The organism is Polaribacter cellanae (assembly GCF_017569185.1).
GTDB classification, from domain to species: Bacteria; Bacteroidota; Bacteroidia; order Flavobacteriales; family Flavobacteriaceae; genus Polaribacter; species Polaribacter cellanae.
The window spans coordinates 3119866-3144071 of the sequence record NZ_CP071869.1 but is presented as its reverse complement, the minus strand read 5'-3'; the positions used below and the strand labels follow the sequence as shown (position 1 = coordinate 3144071).

The following is a 24206-nucleotide window of genomic DNA, read 5'->3' as shown; positions in this document are numbered from 1 at the left end:
AAAAAGAGCACAAAAGGAAAAAACAAAAAAAGAAACAGTAACTAATTTTTTTTGGATTGATTGATTAGTTTATTGATAAGGCTCAGATTCTTAATTGAATCTGGGCTTTTTTTATAAAAAAAACTTAAACAACTATTAATTAAACACATACTGTTAAACCTTTTTTCTTTCTGAAGGTCTTAGTAGTATAAAAAATAACATTAAAATTTATAAAATATGAAAAAATTAGCAAGTATTTTAGTTTTGGTTTTCTCAGTTACTTTTGCAACACAAGCACAAAAAAACAGAAAACAAGAAAGACCACAATTAAGTGTAAAACAACATACAAATTTAGCCATTAAAAGAATGACCTTGGCTTTAGACTTATCTGAAAAACAGCAAAATAGAATTAAACCTATTATTGCTAAAAAGATGGCAGAAAGAAAAGCTCTTATAGAAAAAAGAAAAAAAGCTAGAAAAGAAAAAAAAAGACCAACTGCAAACCAAATTTATGCTGTAAAAAGCAAAATGTTAGACAACCAAATTGCTACAAGAAATAGTATGAAAGAAATCTTAAACAAAGAACAGTTTGAGAAGTTCGAAAAAATGCAAAAAAAAGAAACAGAAGAAAATAATTTTAGCTTTGGTTGATTAATTTATTGATAAAAACCCGATTTCTTAATTGAAAATCGGGTTTTATTTTAACAAATATATCAGGCTCACACTTAATTTACGGAGATTCAGGAAGTAATTTAGGCAAATTAAAGAGAAAAAAAGCGTGTTTTATTATGGTAATTTTAATGCAGAAATTGTATTATTTTTTTTCTCTCAAGAAAAAATACAAGACTGCTAAGATTACACAGGCAGGAAAAACTAAAAGAACCATTGGCAATCCAGCTGCTAATGCATCATTAGAAATTAGAACATTTACTAAGCCCAACCCAAGTATAATTGGATACAACCAAGCTGTAAAAATATATTTTTGTTTAAAATCTTCAATTAAAAACAATACAACTGCAGGTGCAATAAATAAAATAGTATTTGAAAACAGGATTTTAAGTTCAGGTAATAGAGACTCTTCGAAACTTAAACCTTCACTTATTCTAATAATGTGATAGCTATCGTAACAAAAGAATAATAATACTAGTATAGCTCCAAATAGACCTGCTTTTTTATGGGCTTTCATTATTAATTATTTTAAAATTATTCAGTCAAAGATAAAGCAAGTTACAGCTTGTAATAGTTAATCAATTGCCAAAATTACTCCTTAAACCATCCAGAATATTTCACATAATTATTTGCAATTCTGTCAATTTCTCCAGCAATTAATTCTTGTGAGATATCTTTTACTTTTTTAGCAGGAACTCCAGCATAAATACTTCCACTTTTTACGTGTGTATTTTTAGTAACTACTGCCCCTGCTGCAATAATCGAATTCGATTCTACAATACAATCGTCCATAATAATAGAACCCATGCCTACCAAAACATTATCGTGAATTGTACAACCATGTACAATTGCATTGTGCCCTATAGAAACATTATTGCCAATTGTTGTTGGCGATTTTTTATACGTTGCATGGATTACAGCTCCATCTTGTATGTTTACTTTATTTCCAATTTTAATGTAATGTACATCACCTCGAATTACAGCATTGTACCAAATGGAACATTCTTTACCTAGTAAAACTTCTCCAAGAATTGTGGCATTTTCTGCGACAAAACAGTCTTCTGGTATTTGTGGGGCTTTTCCGTTTATGGGTTTTATTATGGGCATATTTTATCGAATTTCTATTTTGTATTTTTCACTATTTATACTATGTGGTAAATCTCCAGACATAATGCTAAAACAAAGCCTATAAACTCCTTTTTTATTGGGTGTTACCACATTTAACTCTAACTCTTTTTCTAAGTCTTTATTGGTTAATTTTTTAACTATATTAGTTTTTATCGGGTATTTACCTTCTATAAATTGATAATACAAAACTGCTGGATACTTTTTATTTTTTTCTAAATCTATAAATTCTTTCTGAATATTACTAAAACGTATTTTAACGGAAATTGTATCTAAAGAATTTGCTTTCTCTATAATATTATTAGGTATAATTTTTATTTTTGAGTATGACTGAAAATTAGAAATTGTCTTATATTTTATTTTAGGAAAAGCTAAAATAGAATCGTAGCCAGTGGTTTTATAATTAGGAATTAAGAAGATTTTTTCACCTCTTAAACGTTGCTCGTAATTCCAAATATCAAACTGGTTTTTTCTTCCCCAAATATTATTTAAAGAAAAACTCGTAGCTTGTGTATAAAAACTATAGAGAGATGCTTTTTGATAAGAATTCATAAAAGCAACAGGCAGGTCTTTTGCTTCTTTTTTTATCGCCAACATAGATTCTTTTTGATGAAATTGCTTGGTAATTTTTGCTAAAACAGTATTATATTTATTTTCTACATCTAAAGAAATTAGAATTCTAACTAAAAAAATTAAAGCAATAGAAATGTAAAAAAGTTTGTAAATTATTTTTTTCTTTTTGGTAATTTCAGCTATATATTCATAACCAAAATATAATCCTGAAAAAACTACAAAAAGTGTCCAATGTGCTTCAACTCTTCCTTTAAAAGACATTAAGAAAAAGAAGAAATAACCACCCCAAAAAAGATATTTTAAAGATTTTTCAAACGAATCTTTACTCTTAATTTTAATGTGCGCTATAAAAAATAAAATTCCTGTAAATGGCCCTAAAATAAAAGGTTGTGTTAATAGGTACTCTAGTGTAAAGTTAATTTTATATGATGCTACACTTCTTTCAAAAAGATGGTATTTTACAGAAGGAAAATCGTTATGAATTTGCCATAAAATATGCGGAATTAAAAATAGTACAAAAGAAAAAACTACAAACCAAAAAGATTTCTTTTTAAGAAGAGATAAATTAGGTAACAAAGTAAAAACAAGAATAAGAATACCATGGTATTTACTAAGAATTAAGAGACTAGAAGCAAAACCTAGCAAGAGTCCGTTTTTTAAATTTGCAGTAACTAAAAATTGTTTTAAACATAAAAAGTAAAAAGCTGTTGCAAGTAATAAAGGATTGTCTGGCAATGCAAAAAAACCAATAAAATGCAAAATACCAACTGAAAGTATTAATAAATAAAATACTTTTAAATTTTTGGGTTTCATTATTTTTTCCCATAAAAAAAGGGTTAAAGTACTTGCGAATATTGGTAGCAATCTTACTCCTAATTCGTTTTTAAAAATTGAATACCCTATTTTTATCATCAAAGCAATTGCTGGTGGATGATCAAAATAACCCCAAGCCAATTCTTTAGAATACATCCAATAATAAGATTCATCAAAAGTTAACTCTGTAAAAAAAGCTTGTATAAGTAGGCTAGAAAACCAAAAGGAATAAAATAAAATACTACTATTTTTAATTACAAATTGTTTCATAAATTAATCTAAAAATAATCTTTTATGATTCTTTTAAAGCTAATTTTAAAAATTATTTAAAATACGACAACAAATTCGCTTTTTGAGAAGCAGAAACCAATATTTCTTTTCCATTAGAAACAATTACACTTCCTCCTTTGCCTTTTTTGTATTTTATAATCGCATTTACATTTACCAAATACGATTTATGAATCCTCGCAAATGTATATTCCTTTAAAGCTTCCTCGAAATATTTTAAAGTCTTACTGACTAATTTTTTAGAATTTGCTAAGTAAATTTCGGTATAATTATCGTCTGCTTTACAGAACAAAATATCATTAATATCTAAAACCTCGAAACCATCTTGGTGTGGAATTGTTATTTTTCCTGTGGCAGAGTTTGCTTTTGGTTTTAATATTCGATGTTGTAATTCGTTCTCTTTTTCCTTAATTTCTGAAACAATATTTACAGCTTTTATCAGCTCGTCTATAGAAATGGGTTTTAACAAATAATAACTTGCATGGTTATTTAAAGCCTCGATTGCATAATGGTCGTAAGCAGTTACAAAAACGGTTTCAAAACTTCTGTTTTCTACTTTTTCTAACAAATCGAACGCATTCCCAAAAGGCATTTCTACGTCTAAAAAAACCAAATCTAATTCGTGTTTTTGGATTAAATTGTAAGCCTCATCAATATTACTTGCTTCGCCTAACAAAGTTACATTTGGGCAGTATTTACCCAAGTAATTGCGAAGAATTTCTCTGCTTATTTGTTCGTCTTCTACTATGATTGCTTTTAATTTCATGTTTTTTTTAGTTGGGTGCTCGAAGCTCGAAGTTGGAGGTTTGGTCGCTCATAAACTTCCATCTTCCTACTTCAAACTTCAGGCTTTTTTTAAAATCAACTCCACTTTTGTTCCTTCTCCAGTTTCTAAAACATTCGAAATTTCTACAGAAATTCGGTCTTTGTACATATCGTTTAGAATTGCAATTCTATTTTGTATGGTACTTATTCCTTTCGACTTTTGTTTTAGTTGATTTTTTGTTTTTAATTTCTGAGAATGTTTTCGTCCTATTCCATCATCCATAATTAAAATTGAAATGGTTTCTACATCTTTTTGTTTGATAGATATTTTTAAATTTCCTTTCTCTTTTTTATATCTTAATCCGTGCCAAATTGCATTTTCTATGTAAGGTTGCAACAACATTGGCGGAATTGAAAATTGGTCTAATTTGATGTTTTTATCGACATTTATTTGATAATCGAACTTGTCTTTAAATCTATTGTGTTCTAATTTTACATACAATTCTAAGAGTTCTACTTCTTTGGTTAGTGGAATAAAATCTTCATCAGAATTTTCTAAAACAGAACGCATTAATACCGAAAATTCAGACAAATAACGGTTTGCATTTCGCTCGTCGTTTACTGCAATAAAACTATTTACAGAGTTTAAAGCATTGAATATAAAATGCGGGTTCATTTGCGAACGCATGGATTTTAAAGCCAATAAATTATTTGCCAATTTCTGTTGTTTGTTGGTTCTATACATAAAATAAGCCAACAAACACATCAGTAAAAACCCACCTATTAAAGAGTAAATAATTAATCGTTGTCTGCGATTATTTTCTTCGGCTAATTTCTGATCTACATATGCCAAGCTTATTTTACTCTGTGTTAATTCTTTGTCTTTTTCTAAACTTGCAATTCTATTTTGGTTGTCGGCAATTTTCTTCGACAAACGTTTTGCTTGTTGAATTTCTTGCTCTTTTCGAACATATAAAGAATCGACTAAAGATACATATTTTTCGTAGTTTTTTAGTGCTTTGTCATATTCTCCCAGATTTGCAAAAACTTCGGAAATTTTTCTGGTTGCATCTTTTTCGACAACAATATCGTTGTTTTCTTTAGCGTCTGTTCTACTTTTTTCTAAAAACGGAATTGCTTCTTTATACTCTTCTTTTAAAATATATGCATTGCCAATTTTATAGTTTATTTTTTGCGAGGTAATCGAATCTGCTTGGATATTTTCAACTTCGTTCGAAACTATTTTTTTAGATTTCGTTTTTTCTAAACTTTTTTTCCTGAGCGCTATTTCTTCATCGTATTTTTTATTAGAATTTAAGAAGTCTGCTACTTTTTCTTCTTCTTCTAAAACACGTGTTTCATTTTCTTTTTCGGCAAAATTTAAAGAGTTTTTAAAACTTAAATTTGCTTGTTTTAAATTTCCTTCAGCAGAAAAAACAGTTCCTAATTTAGAAGTTAAATCTGTAATTTTAGAAGTTACTCCATTGTCTCTTGCAACTTTAAATGCTTGTTGATATTTTTTTTTCGCTTCTTTATAATCTTTATTCTCAAAAGCAATATCTGCTAAACCTTCTAAAATTAAAATTTTTTGAAAATTTCGTAATTTTTCTTTTTCTAATTGCTCGTATGTTTTCTTACTACTTTCTAAATCCTTCAACAAGAATTGTGCTTCTGCTAATTTTATTCTGGTATCAATCGTTTGGTAAATTTGATTGCTTAACTTGTAATTATAAATCGCCAAATCGTACTGTTTCCAAAACAAATAAATGTCTGCCAACGTTTTATAGGTTGCTGCATTTCGCTCTCTACTATTGTTCGTTTTTAAGGCTTTTTCAATAAAAGTTAAACTTTTTTCAATGTCTTTTTTTGCATAATATTTTGCTGAGTCTAAATGTTGTAAATAAAAATTATCTGTTACACTTTTACTTTTACGAAGCCTAGAAGTAGAATATTTTTCATCTGGAAAATCTTTAACCAGAATCTTAATTTCTTCGTCTGATTTTATAATATGATAAACCGTTTCAAAATCGGGATGTGTAATTACCAACTCGTCATTTACTTTGGCTTTTACTCGATAATACCCATAAAAATCGGAATACCGAAACTGGTTTCCATTTATGGAAACATTTGCATTTGTAATTGAATTTCCAGAATTTTCTGATGCTACAACTACTTTTACAAAAAACTCTTTTCGGTTTATGAAATCTTCATTTTGCTGAGCAAAAAAGATTCCATTCAAAAAAAGAAATACTAATAGAATGTTTTTTTTCAAGATCATTTAAGATGTATAATTACTGTAAACATACACACAAAAAATCATCTAAAAAAACGACATTCCTTCATTATTCGTACATATTAAGTCCATTTAACATCGTTTACGAATGCATTATTCTTGTTTACTCAAAGAAATGCTAGGTTCGCTCATTATGTTTTTTTTCTTTAAAATATTGATTTTAGTTTTATGACATCTTAAAAAATCTTATCATGAAATATTACAAATTAATTGTTTTCCTTTTTTTAACATCTGTAAGTTATAGCCAAAATAATACACAAGAAAAATCTTTTATAGAAGTTATTGGTACTTCAGAAAAAGAAATAATACCAAACGAAATTTATTTAGACATTTTTTTAAAGGAAAGAATGGAAAAAGGAAATAAAATGAAGCTAGAACTATTAGAAAATGAATTAAAACAAGCGTTAAAAAACATTGGAATTCCAGAAAACAACCTATTTATTTCTGATGTAAATTCAGTTTTATCGAAAACAGGTTGGTTTTCAAAAGAGATATTAGCTACTGCTAAATATAATTTAAAAGTAAATAATTCCCAGAAATTAAAACAACTTTTCGACTGTTTCGAAGAACTTAAAATAACCAATGTAAATATTACAAAAGCGACACATTCTAAGATTGCAACATTTAAAAAAGAAAATCGAATTGAAGCCATAAAAGCGGCAAAAGCAAAGGCGAAATATTTATTAGATGCGATTGATGAAAAGGTTGGAAAACCTATTAAAATAAACGAAATTGAAACTCATAACAATAGTTTCGTCGCTGCAAATCACATAAATGCTGTTAGTTATGGAACCAGTTCTGGAATTTCTAAAGTTAGAGGTAATAAATCTATTGCTCAGTTTGAGAAAATAGTTTTAAAAACATCTATTTATATAAAATTTGAAATTAAGTAAACGTCTATTTTAAAAATTAGGTTTCGACTGCACTCAACCAGACATTATATCCTATTTCTCAATTAATAATTTTTGATCTATAGAAATGGTATTGTCTTTTAAATTATTTATTTCTTTTAAATTTGCCACAGAAATATTAAATTTTCTTGAAATGGAATATAAAGTATCTCCTTTTTTTACAGTGTAATATTTTCCTGCAGATTTTTCAATTACGATTGGTTTTTCGAAAGTTTCTCCGTCATTTAATTCCTTAATTTCTTCCGAGAATTCGTCTTTTTTTACTTTATCGAATTCGTGTAATTTATAGTCTTTTATAATTTTTAGCAGTTTTGCAGGATATCTTCTATCTGTTGCATAACCCGCTTTTCGCAAACCATAAGCCCATTTTTTATAGTCTGTTATTTTATAATTAAAGAGAAATGCATAGCGTTTTCTTTGGGTTAAAAATAACGAATGGTCGTTGTAAGAAGTTTCTGGATACACATATTTTCGAAAACATTCTCCTTTTTCATCATCATCGTGATAAACTCTTTCACCTTGCCAAAGTGTATGGCATTTTATACCAAAATGATTGTTAGATTTTAGTGCCAATTCACTTCTTCCTCTTCCAGATTCTAAAATTCCTTGTGCCAAAGTAATACTTGCAGGAATTTTATATTCGTGCATTTCTTTTACAGCAATTCGAGCGTATTTTCGAATGTAAGCAAGTGTGTGTTTATTTAATTTCGGGTTTTTCTCTCCGAGCTTTTTTGTGAGTTTATCTTCATTTACAGAAGGCAATTCTACTGGTTCTGGTTCTATAATTACAACTCCAGGATTTTTCTTATTTATTACCTTTTTCTTAGCTCCACAGCTATTTAATAATAATAAAAAAACACATCCAAGTAAAATTTTTAACTTCATAAATAATTAATAGTTTGCTGGTTCTTCTTTTCTAATTTGTTGTTAATTCCTGCAATTCCTTGGATGCCTCCTGTGTGAATAGCTAGTATTTTACTGTTTTCTGGAAAATAATCTTTTCCTATTAAATTTAAAATTCCAAATAACATTTTTCCAGTATAAATAGGGTCTAATAACACATTGGTTTTTTCTGAAAAATTATTTATAAACTGAATTAATTCTTCGCTATATTTTGCATAACCACCAAAATGGTAGTCTTTATTTAACGACCAACTATCGTTTTTAATTGCGTATTTTTTTATTTCTTCGACAATAAAACCTCCTTTTAAAGAAGGAAAACCAATTACTTTTTGTTTCTTTTTTTTAGATTTAATTAAACCTGCAATCGTACCACCAGTTCCAACAGCTACACAAATATAATTGAAATTGGCATCTTCTTTTGTTAAAATTTCTTGGCAACCTTCTACTGCTAAACCATTTGTACCACCTTCTGGAATTAAATAAAAATCGCCCCATTTGTTTTTCATCTTTTCTATAAAGCCAAAGGAATCTTTTTGTCTGTAAATTTCTCTAGAGACAAAATTAAACTTCATTCCGTTTTTATGCGCTTCTCTTAAAGTTGTATTTTCTTCTAAAGTTTTTTTAAGGTTTTTACCCAATTCATCTCCTCTGATAATGCCAAAAGTTTTTAAACCTGCTAATTTTCCAGCGACTGCAGTTGCTGCAATATGGTTAGAGTAAGCTCCTCCAAAAGTTAAAATTGCTTTTTTCTTTAATTTTTTAGCTTCTGCTAAATTGTATTTTAATTTTCGGAATTTGTTCCCAGAAACAAAAGGGTGAATTAAATCTTCTCTTTTAATAAAGAGTTCTACTTTTTTTTCTTCCAAAATTGGAAGGTGAATTTGTTGGTTTTCGGATATTATTTGTTTGTTGAAGTTCATATTTGTAAGACTTCACGAGTTTTAAAAACCTGTGAAGTCTGAATTTATTTAATTAAAATTAGAGACATCAGCTTCCACCTTTTCCCATTGTTCCATTAAAGCATCTACTTTTGCTTTTTTAGCTTTGTATTTTTCGAAGAAATTGGGTCTTGCAGCAACTTCGTCATAATTTTGCGCCAATTCTAAGTCAATTTTTTCGATTTCTTTTTCTAAACCTGCAATTTCAGTTTCTATATTAGAAAGTTTGTTGTTTAGTTTTTTTAGCTCTTTTTCTTGCTCTCTAGATAGTTGATGGGCTTCTTTTTTAGAAGTATCTTTATCTACCTTAACAACTGTTTTCTTTTCTGCTTCACGCAAACTTTCCATTTTATGTTGTTCCAAGAAATAATCGATATCGCCTAAATATTCTTTAATTTCTTTGTCTTTAAAACCATAAACAGTTGTGGTTAAACCTTGTAAGAACTCTCTATCGTGAGAAACGACGATTAAAGTTCCATCGAAATTATTTAACGCTTCTTTTAAAACAGTTTTCGAAGCAATATCCAAGTGGTTTGTTGGCTCATCCATTATTAGCACATTAAATGGTTGCAACAATAATTTACATAAAGCTAACCTGTTTCTTTCTCCTCCAGAAAGTACTTTTGCTTTTTTATCTACAGCATCTCCACCAAATAAGAAAGAGCCCAACATGTCTCGAACACGCATTCTATTTGTGTCTGTGGCTGCATCTTCCATAATTTCCAGGACTGTTTTTTCTGGTGGCAAATGCTCTGATTGGTTCTGTGCAAAATACCCAACTTCTACATTATGCCCGAGTTTTAAATGCCCTTTAAAAGGAATTTCGCCTACCATCATTTTTGCTAAAGTAGATTTTCCTTGTCCATTTTGCCCAACAAATGCAATTTTACTATTTCTTTCAATTAGCAAATCTACACCTTGCAAAACTTGTTTATCTCCATAACTTTTCGACAAATTTTCTGCTTCCACAATAATTTTACCTGGCTCTTTAGAAATGGCAAAACGTACATTCATGGCTTGGTTATCATCTTGGTCCACTTCAATTAATTCGACTTTATCTAGTTGTTTCATTAAAGATTGTGCCATAGAAGCTTTACTCGCTTTTGCCTTAAATTTGTTTATTAAATGTTGTTTTTGCTTAATTTCTTTCTCTTGATTCTTTTGAGCTTGTAATTGCTTTTCCTTAATTTCTCCTCTTAATAGTAAAAATTGAGAGTATGGTTTTTTGTAATCGTAAATTTGCCCTAAAGAAATTTCGATTGTTCTATTGGTTACATTATCTAAGAACATTTTATCGTGAGAAACCAATACAATTGCTCCAGAATAATTCTTTAAAAAATTCTCTAACCAAATAATAGATTCGATATCTAAGTGGTTGGTTGGCTCATCTAGCAATAAAATATCGTTGTTTTGGAGTAATAATTTTGCCAACTCGATTCGCATTCTCCATCCTCCAGAAAAAGTATCTGTTAACTTATCGAAATCTTCTCTTTGAAAACCTAAACCTTGTAGTATCTTTTCTGTATCTCCTTGGTAGTTATAGCCTCCTAGAAGCTCATAGCGTTCTGTTTTATCTGTTAAATCGTGTATTAATTGAGTGTAACCTTCACTTTCATAGTCTGTTCTTGTGGCTAATTGCTCGTTAATTTTATCTAATTCTAATTCTATGGCTTTTATTTCTTCAAAAGCTTGGTAGGCTTCTTCTAAAATGGTTCTTCCTTCTACAAAATCGATATCTTGGCGTAAGAACCCCATTCGAATATCTTTATCAAAAGCCATAGTTCCACCACTTGTTTCTATATCTTTAGAAAGTACTTTTAAAAGGGTAGATTTTCCAGCTCCATTTTTCCCAATCAATCCTATTCTATCTCCTTTATTCAACTTAAAAGTGATTCCTGAAAACAAGTCAGTTCCCATAAAGGAAACCGTTAAATTATGTACGTTTAACATGAAAATTTTGTAATTTTGTAAGACGCAAATCTACTTAAAAAAATAGAGTTATGATGTTTAAAAAAGGGACAAAAATATACAGCATAGTAAATGGAAAATGCCCAAGATGTCAAGAAGGAGATTTTTTCAAATATAAATTTACTTTTAATCCTTCTAAAATTACTCAATTACATGATAATTGCCCCAAATGTAATTTTAAATACATGATGGAACCTTCGTTCTTTTATGGTGCTATGTATGTAAATTATGGCATTACAGTTGGTTTATCTATTGTAGCTTTTTTAATTTCTAAGCTACTTTTTAATTTAACTCTACTACAATCTTTTACCGCAATTATTGTTGCTTTAGTTGTTTTAGCTCCTGTAAATTTACGTTTATCTCGAATTCTTTGGATAAATATGTTTGTGAGCTATAAAGGTGATGAATAATTTCTTATTTGTTTAATTCTAACCTTTTTTATTAAACACGCCAAAGTAAATTCTGCAAAAATAAGTTTAATTTACCTCACGAAACTGGTCGTTTACTTATACCATTTCTGCATTGAAATTACTGTAAAAGAAAATAATTTACCGAAAAAATCTTAAAACTGAGTATTTCTACGTATTTATAATCCAATATTTAATGTACTAACCAAGCTTTTTGAATGATACTACTACTAAGAATTATTTCAAGAAAAAATGAAAAATTAAAAGAGAAAAGGAATTACATAAGAGAACGAAGATTTGCAAACAGTCGAAAAAAAGGATATTATTATCTTAAAAAAGTGCTAAACTTAGAGCCAAACGACTTATTTGAATCTTTTAATATCTATTTCATCATCTAACTTTTCGTTATTGGTTATATGATGAAATAAATTTCTAGCTACTGTTGGGGCAATTATTACTCCACGAGTGCCTAAACCATTTAAAACTGCTAAATTTTTAAATTCTGGATGTATGCCAACCATTGGTCTTCTATCTTTTACGGTAGGTCTAATTCCAGCTGTTTGGTCGATAATTGTATAAGGCACTGAAATTACTTTTTGTAATTTCTCTACTAACTCTTCTCTTCCTTCTTGGGAAGGCTCAGAAGTTTTATCTAAATGATTAAAAGTCGCTCCAATTTTATAAGTATTGTTTCCTAAAGGCATTACAAATAAAGTTGATTTTAATAAAAAATCGATCTCTAATTCTGGGGCATAAATGGTAATTAATTCGCCTTTTACTTCTTCTAATGGCAAGTGTTTAAAATATGGATTCTCTTTTATTCCAAAACCTTCTGCAAATACAATTGTACTGGCTTCTATGTCTTGATATTTCACTAAATCTTCCTCTAAAATAATTTCTTTATGATTGAATTTCTCAAAACGAATGCAGTTATTTTCTTTTAAATAGTTTCTGTAAGTTTCTACTAATTTTAGAGTATTTATTCTTCCTCCTTCTTTTACATTTCCAAAGTAATGTTCTCCTATAACTCCTGAATATGTGTTTTTATCTAATTTTTCATCTAAAAAAGGGGCTACATTGGGTTTATCGAAAGCTACAAACCAATTATTTTGGTCTTTTATGGATTTAAAAACCTTTTTGATAACGAATTTTTCGTCGAACTTTATGTTAAATTTCTTTTCTAATCTTTCGTAAAATGGAAGTGCGACTGCTAATTGTTCTTTGGCGTTCCAAACTGGAGAAAATCTCTTTAAAATTACAGGATTATAAACTCCACCAGCAACTAAAGACGATGTTTGTGAGGCATCTTCGAAAACCATAAATGTTTTTTTTGCAGTTATTAATTCTTCTGCAAATGCTAATCCTGCCAATCCTAAACCAACAATAATATAATCTACTTTCATCTTACAAAAATAATTAAGTATTGCTGAAAAGTTATGGTTATTTTATGAAAAATATAGATAGGTTTATCCATAATTGTAGCATTTGTTTGAGTTCTTTTTTTATGCTAAACTCGATTAAGTATCTATTGTAATAATAAAATTACTTTTTAAAAAGATGAGATGCTGCAATAAATTCAGCATAAAAAAAACGAGTATCTTTCGACTTCGCTTAAGATAAACTACACGCAGGAAATAGCTCCAAATAAAAAACGCTTGCTTGCGCAAACGTTTTATTGTGTATTGTTGGTGTAGAATTAGTAGTTCCACATATCCATTTCTTTGTTTCTGATGTCTTCTTTGATTTTGTTCGCTTCTAAAAGTTGGAATAATGAGTTTCCTCGAACGTAATCTTCGATACCTCTATTTCCATAAATATTCTCTTCTCGAACAATTACTGAGCTAAATCTTCTTGCATTTAATAAATGGTCGAACGATATTGGGTGAGAGGCATTTTGTGGGTTAAACACCTTTGCATCGTGTAAAACACCTCTTGCAGATGGAAAGAAAATCCAGAATAATTCGTACAATTCTTCGTCTTCGATTTCTTGAACTCCTAAAGTTTGCACATCTTTACCCATTGGCGCTATTGCTAACAAACGATATTTTAATTCTCCTTGACGTTTATCGAAATACCACATTCCTTTGATCATATATCCTCCAATATCTTCAGATTGAATTCTATAAGTATCTGAATATCCATTTTCTTCACGAACGTTTACCAAACGAGAATTTATTTCTTCTGGCGTCATTCTAGAAGTAAAAAAAGAATCGGAATATGCTTCTTTAATTCTTCCTTGCTTAATTCCTTTAATTAAAGTGTCGAACAAAGATCTTCTATCTGTAGAAATATTGGTTGTATCTATTGGAAAATAGTAAGGTAAATTTATTTTCTGATTTAAATCTATAAATTCCCAAACAACTTTCGACCACATAACGTCTCTATCATCTACATAACCATAAGGTAATGGACCATCGTTATCTGCAGCTAGTTGTTGCTCGCTTTTTACACCAATTTGATCTACAGTTTTTGCGTTTAATAAGTTTGCTTGCGCACTTACCAAACCTGTTGTTAAAAAGGCGAAAAATAGTATTACAAAATTTTTCATCATTATATATTATTTTATTCTAGTGTTTCTTCTAGTTTGTTAACTCGATACTTACTGGTATTACTTTTTGCAATTTATAAGAAGAGTTTCCAACAATACTTGCATTGATATCGTAAATGGTAATTACATCTCCTCTTCTAGCTTTTCCTAATGCTTTTTTTGCTGCTGCATTAAATCTTGTTCCAGTTACTAAGACTGTTACTTGTCCAGGAACTTTAACTTTAAAGCTATTTACTTTTAATTTTAAATCAAATTCAAAATCTGGCAATCCAGCTCCAATTGGTGTGTTTGCTAAACTTCCTTTTGGCATTCTAACCACTCCAAATTGTCCACGAGCAGAACCCATTGCTGCAGGAATATCTTTAATTCTAAATATTGCTTTAGAATTTACCGTTTTTCCACTGCTTAGTTTTGCACTTACATTAATGGTTGCTATTTTACCTGAACCTGGGCTAAAACTGTATTTACTGTTACTTCCTGTTAATCTACCTCCTGTTGCAGAAACTTTTAAATTGTTTCCACTAACTCCTGGTAAGGATACCGAAATTGGATTTTGTAAACCTCTATAAACAACATTCATTTTATCTGCAGAAACTACTGCACTACTTGGCTCTGCAATTACAGAATATTTACTTTCGAAAGGGATAACCTCTGGTTTACCATCTTGCATAAAAGTAATTTCTCCTTTAATTGTTTTCTCTCCAACATTTCCTGCAGGAATATCTAACATTACTTGTCCATTTTGAACACTGCTCGTAATATCTCTACCATTTAATGTAACCTTATTTGGTACTAAATTAGAGTCATATCTACCTAAAACAACTTGTCCAGACACTTTCTCTCCTGCGAAATAAGCAGTTTTATTTAAAGAAACAATTCCTTTATAGTTGTTTGTTGTTAATTTACTATCTGCTTCTAATTGTCCTCCTAAAAGCTCCGTTAAAACATCGCTTTCGGTATTTTTAATATTTGCTTGTAATTGAGTTATATTTGTTAACGACGCAATTAAAGGAAAACCTTTATATCTTCTATCTAACCAATCTTGCTTAGTATCTGAAGTAGTATTAAACCTAAATTTAGTTCTTTCTATTAAATTATTAAATTTTGGACCTAAAGTTGCTATTACTTTCTCTCTGTAATTATTAATATTATCTACAAATTCTTGACCTTCTTTTGTATAATTATCTCCTTGAAAGAAATAAGAATCCAAAAAATCTGTCTTATCCATTACTTCATAATCTTCTTTGTCTTCTATATCTGCAGTCATTTTATTTTTTAGGTCTGCTAAATATGTGTAAAAAGTAGATGAAGCTGCTTTTATTTCTTTTGCTTTCTGGTTTAAAGGTCTAAATTTCTCTGGTTGATCGTCTGCCTTTAAAGCTAAACCTTCGTAACTGATATTGTTTTTCTTTGTAGTAGCTTGATTGCTAATTACAATTTCTTTATTCATAAAACCAAAAGCTGATAATACTTCTTTACTCATATTTAGTGCCAACATTGCAATAAACACAAGATACATTAAGTTAATCATCTTTTGTCTTGCGGACATTTTTGCTCCTGCCATTCTAATTAGTTTTTTAAGTTGTTATACATTTCGTTTTAACTAATTATTATTTTGTTGACATTGCCGAAAGCATTCCTCCATAAACTCCGTTTAAAGAAGACATGTTTTTAGCCAAAGCATCCATTTGTTCTTTTAATCGTTCTGTGTTTTGTACAACTTCTGTATTTAATTCTGTTTGTCTGCTAGAGTTTTCTACTTGAATTTTATATAAATTGTTTAAAGATTCCATTTGAAGCGCTGCTTTAGACATCTCTTCGTTGTATTTATTTGTAGAAGCTACAGAGCCAGATGCTGCAGACAAACCTTCTGCTGCATTTTGGAAATTTTTCATACTAGAGCCTAAGCTTTCCATTAAATTGGCGTCTATTTTTGCTTCTTGTAATAAATTGTCTAATTTTTGAGACAACATACCTTCTGCACCTAATTTCTTTTGCTCTTTTTCTGAAGAGATCCCATCTGCTAATTCTGGATATACTTTAGACCAGTCTAAATCTTCTTCTGGAGTATCGAAAGCAGAAACTGCAAATACTAATGCTTCTGCAATTAAACCAACAGTTAACATCATTCCTCCAGTGATACCAAAAAGTTCGATATGTTGAATTTTAAATAATGCTCCAATAATTACTACTGCTGCTCCAATTCCGTAAACGAAATTCATGTTTCTTTTGTAAGCTCTTGACTGTGCCATAATTTCTTAATTTTTAGGGGATTTTTATGTTATAAATTTTATTTGTTAGTTGTTCCTATATAATTTTGTACGGTTCTAAAACCAATGTAACTTCTTGCTGTATCTGCATATTCGTAATCTCTAGAAGCTACTTCTAAGAAATATGCTACATCTTTCCAAGAACCTCCTCGTACAATTTTTCTTTTATTTTTTCGATCCTCTACATTCGGGTTCATAGTTGAAGCCATATAATAAGAAGAAGGGTTATATGCTGTGTTTGTCCATTCTGAAACGTTACCAGCCATGTTGTATAAACCATAATCATTTGCATTAAAAGATTTTGCTTCCATTGTATATAAAGCACCATCTACTGCATAATTTCCTCTTACTGGCTTAAAGTTTGCTAAAAAGCAACCTCTGTCGCTTGTTGTACTTCCAGTTCCCCAAGGGTATGTTGCAAATTCCAAGCCACCACGTGCAGCATATTCCCATTCGGCTTCTGTTGGCAACCTAAAATCTGGAACTTGTGTTACGTTTTTTCTTGTTCTTAAATAATCGTTTTTCTTTTTTGTTCTCCAATTACAAAATGCATTTGCTTGCCCCCAAGTTACACCTACAACTGGATAATCGCCATAAGATTGGTGATAGAAATAATCTTGATGCATTGGGTCGTTGTAAGAATAATTAAAATCTTTTACCCAAACAGTGGTATCTGGATAAATATTTAATACTTCCGTTTGTACAAAGTCTTTTCTATTTCCTCCTTTTCTTGCTGCATTGTCTCTATCGAACCAAGAATATCTATATTTTAAGAATTTTGTATTAAAAGTTCTAATACCATCTACAGCTTCTTCTCTACTAATGTATAGAGAATCCATAACTTCTACATAATCTACATCTGGATATTCTTCTTTTTTCCAAACCAATTCTCTTTCCCAATTTAATGGTTTAATAGAATCGATACCATCTCCTAAACTCCAATAGTTTTCGTACATATACCTTTGGTATGGTGTTGCATTGGTAGTATCTACTGTTGCGAAAGCATAATCGTGAATTCCTCCAGAAGGCAATGCTCCTGTTGGATCTGGTGTAGAACTCATGGCAGCAAATTCTGCTTGATACCCCAACCTTGTTCTAATGATTGAGTCTCGAACCCAGTGTACAAACTCTTTATATTCGTTGTTTGTAATCTCAGTTTCGTCCATATAATAAGGTCTAACTGTTACCGTTTTTGTTGGCGAACTCAAAGTTCCAATAATATCTTGGTCTTGTTTTCCCATCGTAAAAGAACCTCCAGGAATTAATGCCATTCCAAAAGGCTTCTCTGAAAACCACTTCTTTTTGGCTTTTACTCCTACCAATTCTCCTCTATCATTAGAGCCACAACTGTAAATTACTGTTATTAAGAGTGCAAATATTGCTGCTTTCTTCATATTTTAAATATATCTTTACTAAAAAGTTCGTAAACCTATTATTTTTTTTGTTAATAAACAATGTTCAAATTGCATTTTAACTTAATTACTTTTCAATATTTCTAAAATTACACTAATTTTCTCATTGCTTTATACCACTTTTCTGGTATGATTTGTTTGGTTGCATCTAGGTAATCTTTATATGTACATGGTATTAACGCATGTCTTTTGTATTTATTATCTGACAGAATATTTATCTCTATCCACCATCTACCAGATTTGTTACTTTTATAGAACGTTATTGGGTCGTCGTCTTCTAACAATACTGTGAATTTTTGATAATTTTCTTTCCCAGAAAACGGATAATCTTTTACTCTAAAATTAACACCTTCTATAAAATACCATATCATTTGCGCAATTAAATGGGCTGTTTGATGGTTATTATCGTGTTTAGAATTGTATTCATACACTCCAAATGAAGAGACTTTATCGCTAATTCCTGCATATCTTGCAATTGCACAAATTTCTTCACCATAAAAACCATTTGGAGAGGCATTATTATTTGCAGGTGCCTCACTTTGTCGAATTGCTCCAATATCTATAGAAACAATATCTGCATTTCTAAAAGCAGGTTCTATACTTTCTAAATTTTTCGATTTCCCTAGACGTATTGTATCGAAATACAATGCATCTAAAAGTTCTATTTCGTCTTGTGGATTAAAATAAGTTTGATATCCAACATTTGTATAATTGAATAAATTATTAGGCTCTTGCATAATAATTTTACTCAAATAAGATTGTGAAGTAAGTTCGTCTTCTAAATGACCTAAATCGAAACGACTATCTACAGCTGCTAAATTTACGGTTTGCTCTAACGAATCGTATGCTCTATAATTTACGTAGGTAATATCTTGACCTCCACCAATAATAACTGGAATGATATTTTTTTTGAGTAAATAAGTAATAATTTCTGAAACTGCGAAATACGTATCTGAAACTGCATTTCCTTTTAGAACATTTCCTAAATCTGCAATATTTGTACTCCAATTTCCTGGAAAAAGCTGGTATAATTTTTTACGAATATGATGTAAATCTTCTCCACAACCAAAGTTATCTTGCGAATTTCTATCTTCTTGAACACCTAAAATAGCAATTTTTACATTTTCCAAATCTGGGAAACCTTCTTCTTGCGTATGAATGGCAATTTTATTTCCTAAAGAAAGTGAAGTTTGCGACGCTAAATGCGTTACAACAGCTTTTTTTACAGGGGTTAAAAAATCTATATTCATTAATTATTTTAAATAAAGTATGCAAGATACTAAAATCATTACTTTTTCTTAGTCGTTTTCTTGGTCGTTTTTTTGGCTGTGGTTTTCTTTTTTGTAGCTTTTTTCTTCGGCGTTTTTGCTTCGATCATCTTAACTGCTTCATCCTTAGAAAGTTTTTCTATTTCTGTGGTTTTAGGAAGCTCGATTTTAATTTTTCCTTTTAGAACATTGTATCTTCCCCAACGTGCTTTTTCTACGCGAATACCAACATCTTCCCAATTATGTATTACTTTATCAATCTCCTTCTGCTTCTTTACTTCAATCAATTCAACAATATCATCATCTGAAAGATTATCGAAATCGTATTTTTTATTTACGTTGATAAACATTCCGTTCCATTTTATAAAAGGCCCAAAACGTCCCACTCCTTTTTGCACTGGTAAATCTTCATAATAATAAATTGGCGCATCTGCTTTTTGTTTTGCCACAATTAATTCTTCTGCTCTTTCTAAATCTACCTCCATTGGATTTTCACCTTTATCCAACGAAACAAACATACTTCCGAATTTAATGTAAGGTCCAAATCGTCCGTTTGAAACGATTACTTCTTCACCTTCGTAAGTTCCTAACTTTTTTGGAAGCAAGAACAATTCTAATGCTTCTTCTAAGGTTATGGTTCCCAGATTTTGGTCTTTATTTAAGCTTGCAAATTGTTTTTCTTCGTCTTCTGGTGCACCAATTTGTGCAATGGGTCCAAATTTTCCAAGTCTCACTAAAACTGTTTTGCCAGATTCTGGGTGTTTTCCTAAAATACGTTCTCCACTTTCTCTGTCTGCATTTTCTTTTACATCTTCTACATTGTCGTGAAATTTGTGGTAGAAACCTTTAATCATTTCTGTCCAATTTTCATTTCCTTCAGAAATATCATCAAAAGAATTTTCCACTTTAGCTGTAAAACCAAAATCTAAAATATTGGAGAAATTCGCCACTAAAAAATCGTTTACAATGTTTCCAATATCTGTAGGCACTAATTTATTTTTATCTGAACCGGTTTTCTCTGTTAAGGTTTGTGTTTCTACATTTCCATTCGACAAAATTAATTGCTGATATGCTCTCTCCACTCCTTCATTCTGCCCTTTTTCTATATAACCTCTTCTTTGAACCGTAGAAATTGTTGGTGCATAGGTTGATGGTCTTCCAATACCTAATTCTTCTAATTGCTTTACCAAAGATGCTTCTGTAAAACGATAAGGAGGACTCGTAAAACGCTGTGTTGCGTTTATAAAATTGTATTCTAAAGATTCGTTTACCTTTAAGTTTGGCAACATTCCTGCTTGCTCTTCTTCTTCGTTATCCGTTCCTTCTAAATATACTTTTAGGAAACCATCAAACTTTATCATCTCTCCATTTGCAGTAAAAATTTTACTGTTTTCTGAGTTTTCTATTTTAATATTTGTACGCTCTAATTGTGCATCACTCATTTGTGAAGCCAATGTTCGCTTCCAAATTAAATCGTACAATCTTGTTTGGTCGTATTCTGTATCGATAGCATGCATTTTCATGTTGGTAGGTCTAATCGCTTCGTGCGCTTCTTGCGCTCCTTTCGATTTCGACTTAAAAACACGTTGTTTGCTATATTCTTTTCCGTAATAATTGCTAATTTCTTCTTCGGCAGCATTTCTTGCATCTACAGATAAATTAACACTATCTGTTCTCATATACGTAATTAAACCGGCTTCGTACAAACGTTGTGCGACTTGCATGGTTTTACCTACTGGAAAACCTAATTTACGTGATGCTTCTTGTTGTAATGTTGAAGTTGTAAATGGTGGTGCAGGAGATTTTTTTGCTGGTTTTTTGGTTAAATCTGCAATTGAAAAATTTGCTTTTGCGCACGATTTTAAAAAACTTTCTGCTACTTTTTTAGAATCGAAATTCTTTGGAATGGTTGCTTTAAAAGTTTTGCCTTCGTTATTTGCAAATTCTGCAACTACTTTATAATGTGTTTCTGCTTTAAATTCTTGAATGCTTCGTTCTCTTTCTACGATTAAACGCACTGCAACAGATTGTACTCTTCCTGCAGATAAGCCTCCTTTTACTTTACGCCATAAAACTGGCGATAATTCGTACCCAACAAGTCTATCTAAAACTCTACGTGCTTGTTGTGCATTTACCATATTATAGTCGATATCTCTTGGGTTTTCGACTGCTTTTAAAATGGCGTTTTTAGTAATTTCATGAAAAACGATACGTTTCGTATTCTCATCTTTTAAGTCTAATTGCTCTTTTAAGTGCCAGGCAATTGCTTCTCCTTCTCGATCCTCATCACTTGCTAACCAAACAGTGTCTGCTTTTTTAGAAAGTGTTTTTAATTTTTTTACGACTGATTTTTTATCGTCTGAAACAATGTATTTTGGGCTAAAATCACCCTCAACATCTATTCCTAATTCTTTGGAAGGCAAGTCTGCAATATGCCCATAACTCGATTCCACTTGAAAATCTTTTCCAAGAAACTTCTCGATTGTTTTTGCTTTTGCTGGTGACTCTACAATTACTAAATTCTTTGCCATGTATCTTTCTTTTGTTGTAATTCTCGCAACCGAAATTGCAAGTTTTTGGATTGCAAAAGTATGTAGTTTTTTTTTATTAATATTTTTTTAAGTGTTTTTACTTCAAAAAAAGTATAGAAAAACCACTTTACTATACCTTTTCTCTTGAGTTTTTTTACTGTTTTTTTGCTTAAATAATTAGATGTTTTACAAATTCTTCTTCCTTTTTTATGAATGGTGTATAATTGACGTTTTCTGTATAAAAAAATGCTATTTGATTTTTAGTTACTCTTAATTATTTTTTAAATCCTTATGCTATTATTTATTTATTAAAATTGATAAGCAAGCTGCTAAAACAGCTCCAATAATTGGCCCAACAACAGGAATCCAAGAATAACTCCAATCGTTGGAAACCTTATTTTTTATCGGTAAAATTGCGTGTACAATTCTTGGCCCTAAATCTCTTGCAGGATTAATGGCATAACCAGTTGTACCTCCCAAAGACAAACCAATTACCCAAACTAAAATAGCAACAGGCATTGCTCCTAAGGAACCTAAACCTATTGGTATTTGTCCATTATTTACATCGTTTAAATTGGCATTTGTAAAATACAAAACCACAAAAACCAACACAAAACAACCCACAATTTCACTAATTAAATTACTCGAAAAATTTCGAATTGCTGGCGAAGTACAAAAAACTGCTTTTTTTAAATCTCCATTTGTTGTTGCTTTAAAATGATCTCTATAAACTACCCAAACTAAAAAAGAACCCAACATCGCTCCAATAAATTGAGCAATCACATAACTAAAAACTAAGTTCCATTCGAATCTCCCTGCAATAGCCAAACCAATACTAACTGCTGGGTTTAAATGTGCTCCACTATAAGGTCCTGCAACACAAACTCCTACAAAAACAGCAAAACCCCAAGCTGTGGTTATTACCATCCAACCTAAATCGTTTGATTTTGTTTTTTCTAAAACTACGTTTGCAACTACGCCTCCGCCTAAAAGAATTAATAAAAAAGTACCTATTAATTCTGCTATAAATGCTGTCATATAAATGTTATTTAGTTTTTGTCCAATATTCTAAAGCGGCAATTGCTCTGTACCAATCTTTTATATTCTTATCAATTTTTTCTCTTTTTTCTGAAGGGGTAAAAGTTTCATCAATTTGCCAAATTTCTTGAATTTCTTTTTCATTTTCCCAGAAACCAACTGCCAAACCTGCTAAAAACGCAGCACCCATTGCTGTAGTTTCTACCACTTTTGGTCTTACAGTTTTTGTATTTAAAACATCCGATTGAAATTGCATTAATGTATTGTTTACAGTTGCTCCACCATCAACTCGCAGTTCTTTAATTGTAGTTTCTGCATCTGCTTCCATCGCTTTTAAAATGTCCATAGATTGGTATGCAATTGCATCTAAAGTTGCTCTTGCAATATGTGCATCTGTAGAACCTCTTGTTAAACCAAATAGGGTTCCTTGTGCTTTTTGGTTCCAATGTGGAGCGCCCAAACCTGCAAAAGATGGCACAAAATAAACACCATCTGAATCTTCCACAGAATTTGCCAAACCTTCTACTTCCGATGATTTTCTAATAATTTTTAAACCATCTCTTAACCATTGAACAGCTGCTCCTGCAATAAAAACACTTCCTTCGAAAGCGTAGGTTGTTTTTCCATTGATTTTCCAAGCAACTGTGGTTAATAAATTATTTTTTGACACAATTGGTTTGTTACCAATATTCATCAACATAAAACAACCTGTTCCATAAGTGTTTTTTACCATTCCTTTTTGGGTACACATTTGTCCGAAAAGTGCAGCTTGTTGGTCTCCTGCAATTCCTGCAATAGGAATATTACAATCGAAAAAAGTAGATTTTGTATGTCCGTAAATTTCGCTGGATTGTTTTACTTTTGGCAACATCGATTTTGGGATTGTTAGTAAATCTAATAATTCATCATCCCAAGCCATAGTATTAATATTAAACAATAAGGTTCTAGATGCATTGGTTACATCTGTAATGTGTTTTTGTTTTTTTGAAAAATTCCAAACCAACCAAGAATCGATAGTTCCTAATAGTAAGTCTCCATTTTCTGCTTTTTTCCTAGCTCCTTCTACATTATCGAGAATCCATTTTACTTTTGTTCCAGAAAAATAAGAATCGATTACCAAACCTGTTTTTTCTTTAATCATTTTAGATTTTCCAGCTGCTTTTAGCTCATCACAATAATCGGAGGTTCTTTTGTCTTGCCAAACAATCGCGTTATAGACTGGCTTGCCCGTGTTTTTATCCCAAACAACAACAGTTTCTCGCTGATTTGTAATTCCAATCGCAGCAATACTATCCATATCTAAACCTTTACTTGCAATTGCTTCTGCAGCAACACCTGCTTGTGTAGACCAAATTTCTACAGCATCGTGTTCTACCCAACCTGGTTTTGGAAAAATCTGCGTAAATTCTTTCTGAGCAACAGATTTTATGTTTCCTTCTTTATCAAAAACAATAGCTCTTGAGCTTGTAGTTCCTTGGTCTAATGCTAAAATATATTTGCTCATAAT

The 24206-nt window shown here is 30.6% G+C and carries 20 protein-coding genes; 3 read left to right on the top strand and 17 right to left on the bottom strand.

All coding sequences use genetic code 11. The features are described 5' to 3' along the window. The first annotated feature begins 216 nt into the window (after window positions 1-216). Window positions 217-630, top strand: a complete 414-nt coding sequence (locus J3359_RS14115; RefSeq protein ID WP_208077513.1) for a DUF4890 domain-containing protein — start codon at window positions 217-219, stop codon at window positions 628-630. A 163-nt stretch (window positions 631-793) separates the two neighbouring features. Here J3359_RS14115 and J3359_RS14110 read toward each other — a convergent pair whose 3' ends face one another. The 5 genes from J3359_RS14110 to J3359_RS14090 form a co-directional block, all read right to left on the bottom strand. Next, on the bottom strand, window positions 794-1165 hold the full coding sequence (locus tag J3359_RS14110; protein ID WP_208077511.1) for a hypothetical protein: 372 nt from the start codon (window positions 1163-1165) through the stop codon (window positions 794-796). 74 nt (window positions 1166-1239) lie between these two features. After that, window positions 1240-1755 (bottom strand): gamma carbonic anhydrase family protein, encoded by a 516-nt coding sequence (locus J3359_RS14105; RefSeq protein ID WP_208077509.1) that lies wholly within the window; start codon window positions 1753-1755, stop codon window positions 1240-1242. Window positions 1756-1758: 3 nt separating this feature from the next. Beyond that, entirely contained in the window at window positions 1759-3429 is a 1671-nt protein-coding gene (locus J3359_RS14100; protein ID WP_208077508.1) for an ArnT family glycosyltransferase, read from the bottom strand. Window positions 3430-3481: 52 nt separating this feature from the next. Further along, window positions 3482-4213: a LytR/AlgR family response regulator transcription factor gene (locus J3359_RS14095; protein ID WP_208077506.1), complete on the bottom strand. Its 732-nt coding sequence runs from the start codon at window positions 4211-4213 to the stop codon at window positions 3482-3484. A gap of 78 nt (window positions 4214-4291) precedes the next feature. After that, on the bottom strand, window positions 4292-6451 hold the full coding sequence (locus J3359_RS14090; RefSeq protein WP_243765927.1) for a tetratricopeptide repeat-containing sensor histidine kinase: 2160 nt from the start codon (window positions 6449-6451) through the stop codon (window positions 4292-4294). Window positions 6452-6696: 245 nt separating this feature from the next. Here J3359_RS14090 and J3359_RS14085 point away from each other — a divergent pair, with 245 nt between their 5' ends. Beyond that, the gene (locus J3359_RS14085; protein ID WP_208077503.1) at window positions 6697-7398 is read left to right on the top strand and encodes an SIMPL domain-containing protein; all 702 of its coding nucleotides are present in this window, start codon (window positions 6697-6699) and stop codon (window positions 7396-7398) included. A 51-nt stretch (window positions 7399-7449) separates the two neighbouring features. Here J3359_RS14085 and J3359_RS14080 read toward each other — a convergent pair whose 3' ends face one another. From J3359_RS14080 to J3359_RS14070, 3 genes are read right to left on the bottom strand one after another with little or no spacing between them, the layout of a single operon-like run. Next, a complete protein-coding gene (locus tag J3359_RS14080; protein ID WP_208077502.1) occupies window positions 7450-8301 on the bottom strand; it encodes a glucosaminidase domain-containing protein in 852 nt (283 codons plus the stop codon). Next, a complete protein-coding gene (locus tag J3359_RS14075; protein ID WP_208077501.1) occupies window positions 8298-9239 on the bottom strand; it encodes a 1-aminocyclopropane-1-carboxylate deaminase/D-cysteine desulfhydrase in 942 nt (313 codons plus the stop codon). Before J3359_RS14075 ends, J3359_RS14080 begins: the two co-directional genes overlap by 4 nt. A 48-nt stretch (window positions 9240-9287) precedes the next feature. Further along, the gene (locus J3359_RS14070; protein ID WP_208077500.1) at window positions 9288-11207 is read right to left on the bottom strand and encodes an ABC-F family ATP-binding cassette domain-containing protein; all 1920 of its coding nucleotides are present in this window, start codon (window positions 11205-11207) and stop codon (window positions 9288-9290) included. A 50-nt stretch (window positions 11208-11257) separates the two neighbouring features. On the opposite strand from J3359_RS14070, the gene J3359_RS14065 reads away from it, so the two are divergent. Continuing rightward, window positions 11258-11635: a DUF983 domain-containing protein gene (locus tag J3359_RS14065; RefSeq protein ID WP_367890377.1), complete on the top strand. Its 378-nt coding sequence runs from the start codon at window positions 11258-11260 to the stop codon at window positions 11633-11635. 359 nt (window positions 11636-11994) lie between these two features. Here J3359_RS14065 and J3359_RS14060 read toward each other — a convergent pair whose 3' ends face one another. From J3359_RS14060 to glpK, 9 genes are all read right to left on the bottom strand, one after another. Further along, on the bottom strand, window positions 11995-13035 hold the full coding sequence (locus tag J3359_RS14060) for an NAD(P)/FAD-dependent oxidoreductase (RefSeq protein ID WP_208077499.1): 1041 nt from the start codon (window positions 13033-13035) through the stop codon (window positions 11995-11997). Between the two features lie 293 nt (window positions 13036-13328). Then, window positions 13329-14183 (bottom strand): type IX secretion system ring subunit PorN/GldN, encoded by an 855-nt coding sequence (gene porN / locus J3359_RS14055; RefSeq protein WP_208077498.1) that lies wholly within the window; start codon window positions 14181-14183, stop codon window positions 13329-13331. A gap of 28 nt (window positions 14184-14211) precedes the next feature. Continuing rightward, entirely contained in the window at window positions 14212-15744 is a 1533-nt protein-coding gene (gene porM, locus J3359_RS14050) for a type IX secretion system motor protein PorM/GldM (protein WP_208077497.1), read from the bottom strand. A 46-nt stretch (window positions 15745-15790) separates the two neighbouring features. Continuing rightward, the gene (porL, locus tag J3359_RS14045) at window positions 15791-16432 is read right to left on the bottom strand and encodes a type IX secretion system motor protein PorL/GldL (RefSeq protein WP_208077496.1); all 642 of its coding nucleotides are present in this window, start codon (window positions 16430-16432) and stop codon (window positions 15791-15793) included. Window positions 16433-16470: 38 nt separating this feature from the next. Next, window positions 16471-17844: a T9SS ring complex lipoprotein PorK/GldK gene (porK, locus tag J3359_RS14040; protein WP_208077494.1), complete on the bottom strand. Its 1374-nt coding sequence runs from the start codon at window positions 17842-17844 to the stop codon at window positions 16471-16473. A 107-nt stretch (window positions 17845-17951) separates the two neighbouring features. After that, complete coding sequence (locus J3359_RS14035; protein ID WP_208077492.1) at window positions 17952-19112, bottom strand: formimidoylglutamase; 1161 nt, start codon at window positions 19110-19112, stop codon at window positions 17952-17954. A gap of 38 nt (window positions 19113-19150) precedes the next feature. Further along, the gene (gene topA / locus J3359_RS14030) at window positions 19151-21661 is read right to left on the bottom strand and encodes a type I DNA topoisomerase (protein ID WP_208077490.1); all 2511 of its coding nucleotides are present in this window, start codon (window positions 21659-21661) and stop codon (window positions 19151-19153) included. 297 nt (window positions 21662-21958) lie between these two features. After that, on the bottom strand, window positions 21959-22699 hold the full coding sequence (locus J3359_RS14025) for an MIP/aquaporin family protein (protein WP_208077488.1): 741 nt from the start codon (window positions 22697-22699) through the stop codon (window positions 21959-21961). Window positions 22700-22706: 7 nt separating this feature from the next. Next, window positions 22707-24203, bottom strand: a complete 1497-nt coding sequence (gene glpK / locus J3359_RS14020; protein ID WP_208077486.1) for a glycerol kinase GlpK — start codon at window positions 24201-24203, stop codon at window positions 22707-22709. Between the last annotated feature and the right edge of the window lie 3 nt (window positions 24204-24206).

Bases quoted from the DNA above. Each gene is read 5' to 3' on its own strand.
- J3359_RS14065 (WP_367890377.1), top strand. From the start codon at position 11,258: ATGATGTTTAAAAAAGGGACAAAAATATACAGCATAGTAAATGGAAAA.
- J3359_RS14080 (WP_208077502.1), bottom strand. From the start codon at position 8,301: ATGAAGTTAAAAATTTTACTTGGATGTGTTTTTTTATTATTATTAAAT.
- J3359_RS14095 (WP_208077506.1), bottom strand. From the start codon at position 4,213: ATGAAATTAAAAGCAATCATAGTAGAAGACGAACAAATAAGCAGAGAA.
- J3359_RS14070 (WP_208077500.1), bottom strand. From the start codon at position 11,207: ATGTTAAACGTACATAATTTAACGGTTTCCTTTATGGGAACTGACTTG.
- J3359_RS14105 (WP_208077509.1), bottom strand. From the start codon at position 1,755: ATGCCCATAATAAAACCCATAAACGGAAAAGCCCCACAAATACCAGAA.
- porK (WP_208077494.1), bottom strand. From the start codon at position 17,844: ATGAAGAAAGCAGCAATATTTGCACTCTTAATAACAGTAATTTACAGT.
- porL (WP_208077496.1), bottom strand. From the start codon at position 16,432: ATGGCACAGTCAAGAGCTTACAAAAGAAACATGAATTTCGTTTACGGA.
- topA (WP_208077490.1), bottom strand. From the start codon at position 21,661: ATGGCAAAGAATTTAGTAATTGTAGAGTCACCAGCAAAAGCAAAAACA.
- porN (WP_208077498.1), bottom strand. From the start codon at position 14,183: ATGATGAAAAATTTTGTAATACTATTTTTCGCCTTTTTAACAACAGGT.
- J3359_RS14060 (WP_208077499.1), bottom strand. From the start codon at position 13,035: ATGAAAGTAGATTATATTATTGTTGGTTTAGGATTGGCAGGATTAGCA.
- J3359_RS14100 (WP_208077508.1), bottom strand. From the start codon at position 3,429: ATGAAACAATTTGTAATTAAAAATAGTAGTATTTTATTTTATTCCTTT.
- J3359_RS14025 (WP_208077488.1), bottom strand. From the start codon at position 22,699: ATGACAGCATTTATAGCAGAATTAATAGGTACTTTTTTATTAATTCTT.
- porM (WP_208077497.1), bottom strand. From the start codon at position 15,744: ATGGCAGGAGCAAAAATGTCCGCAAGACAAAAGATGATTAACTTAATG.
- J3359_RS14035 (WP_208077492.1), bottom strand. From the start codon at position 19,112: ATGAATATAGATTTTTTAACCCCTGTAAAAAAAGCTGTTGTAACGCAT.
- J3359_RS14115 (WP_208077513.1), top strand. From the start codon at position 217: ATGAAAAAATTAGCAAGTATTTTAGTTTTGGTTTTCTCAGTTACTTTT.
- J3359_RS14075 (WP_208077501.1), bottom strand. From the start codon at position 9,239: ATGAACTTCAACAAACAAATAATATCCGAAAACCAACAAATTCACCTT.
- J3359_RS14110 (WP_208077511.1), bottom strand. From the start codon at position 1,165: ATGAAAGCCCATAAAAAAGCAGGTCTATTTGGAGCTATACTAGTATTA.
- glpK (WP_208077486.1), bottom strand. From the start codon at position 24,203: ATGAGCAAATATATTTTAGCATTAGACCAAGGAACTACAAGCTCAAGA.
- J3359_RS14085 (WP_208077503.1), top strand. From the start codon at position 6,697: ATGAAATATTACAAATTAATTGTTTTCCTTTTTTTAACATCTGTAAGT.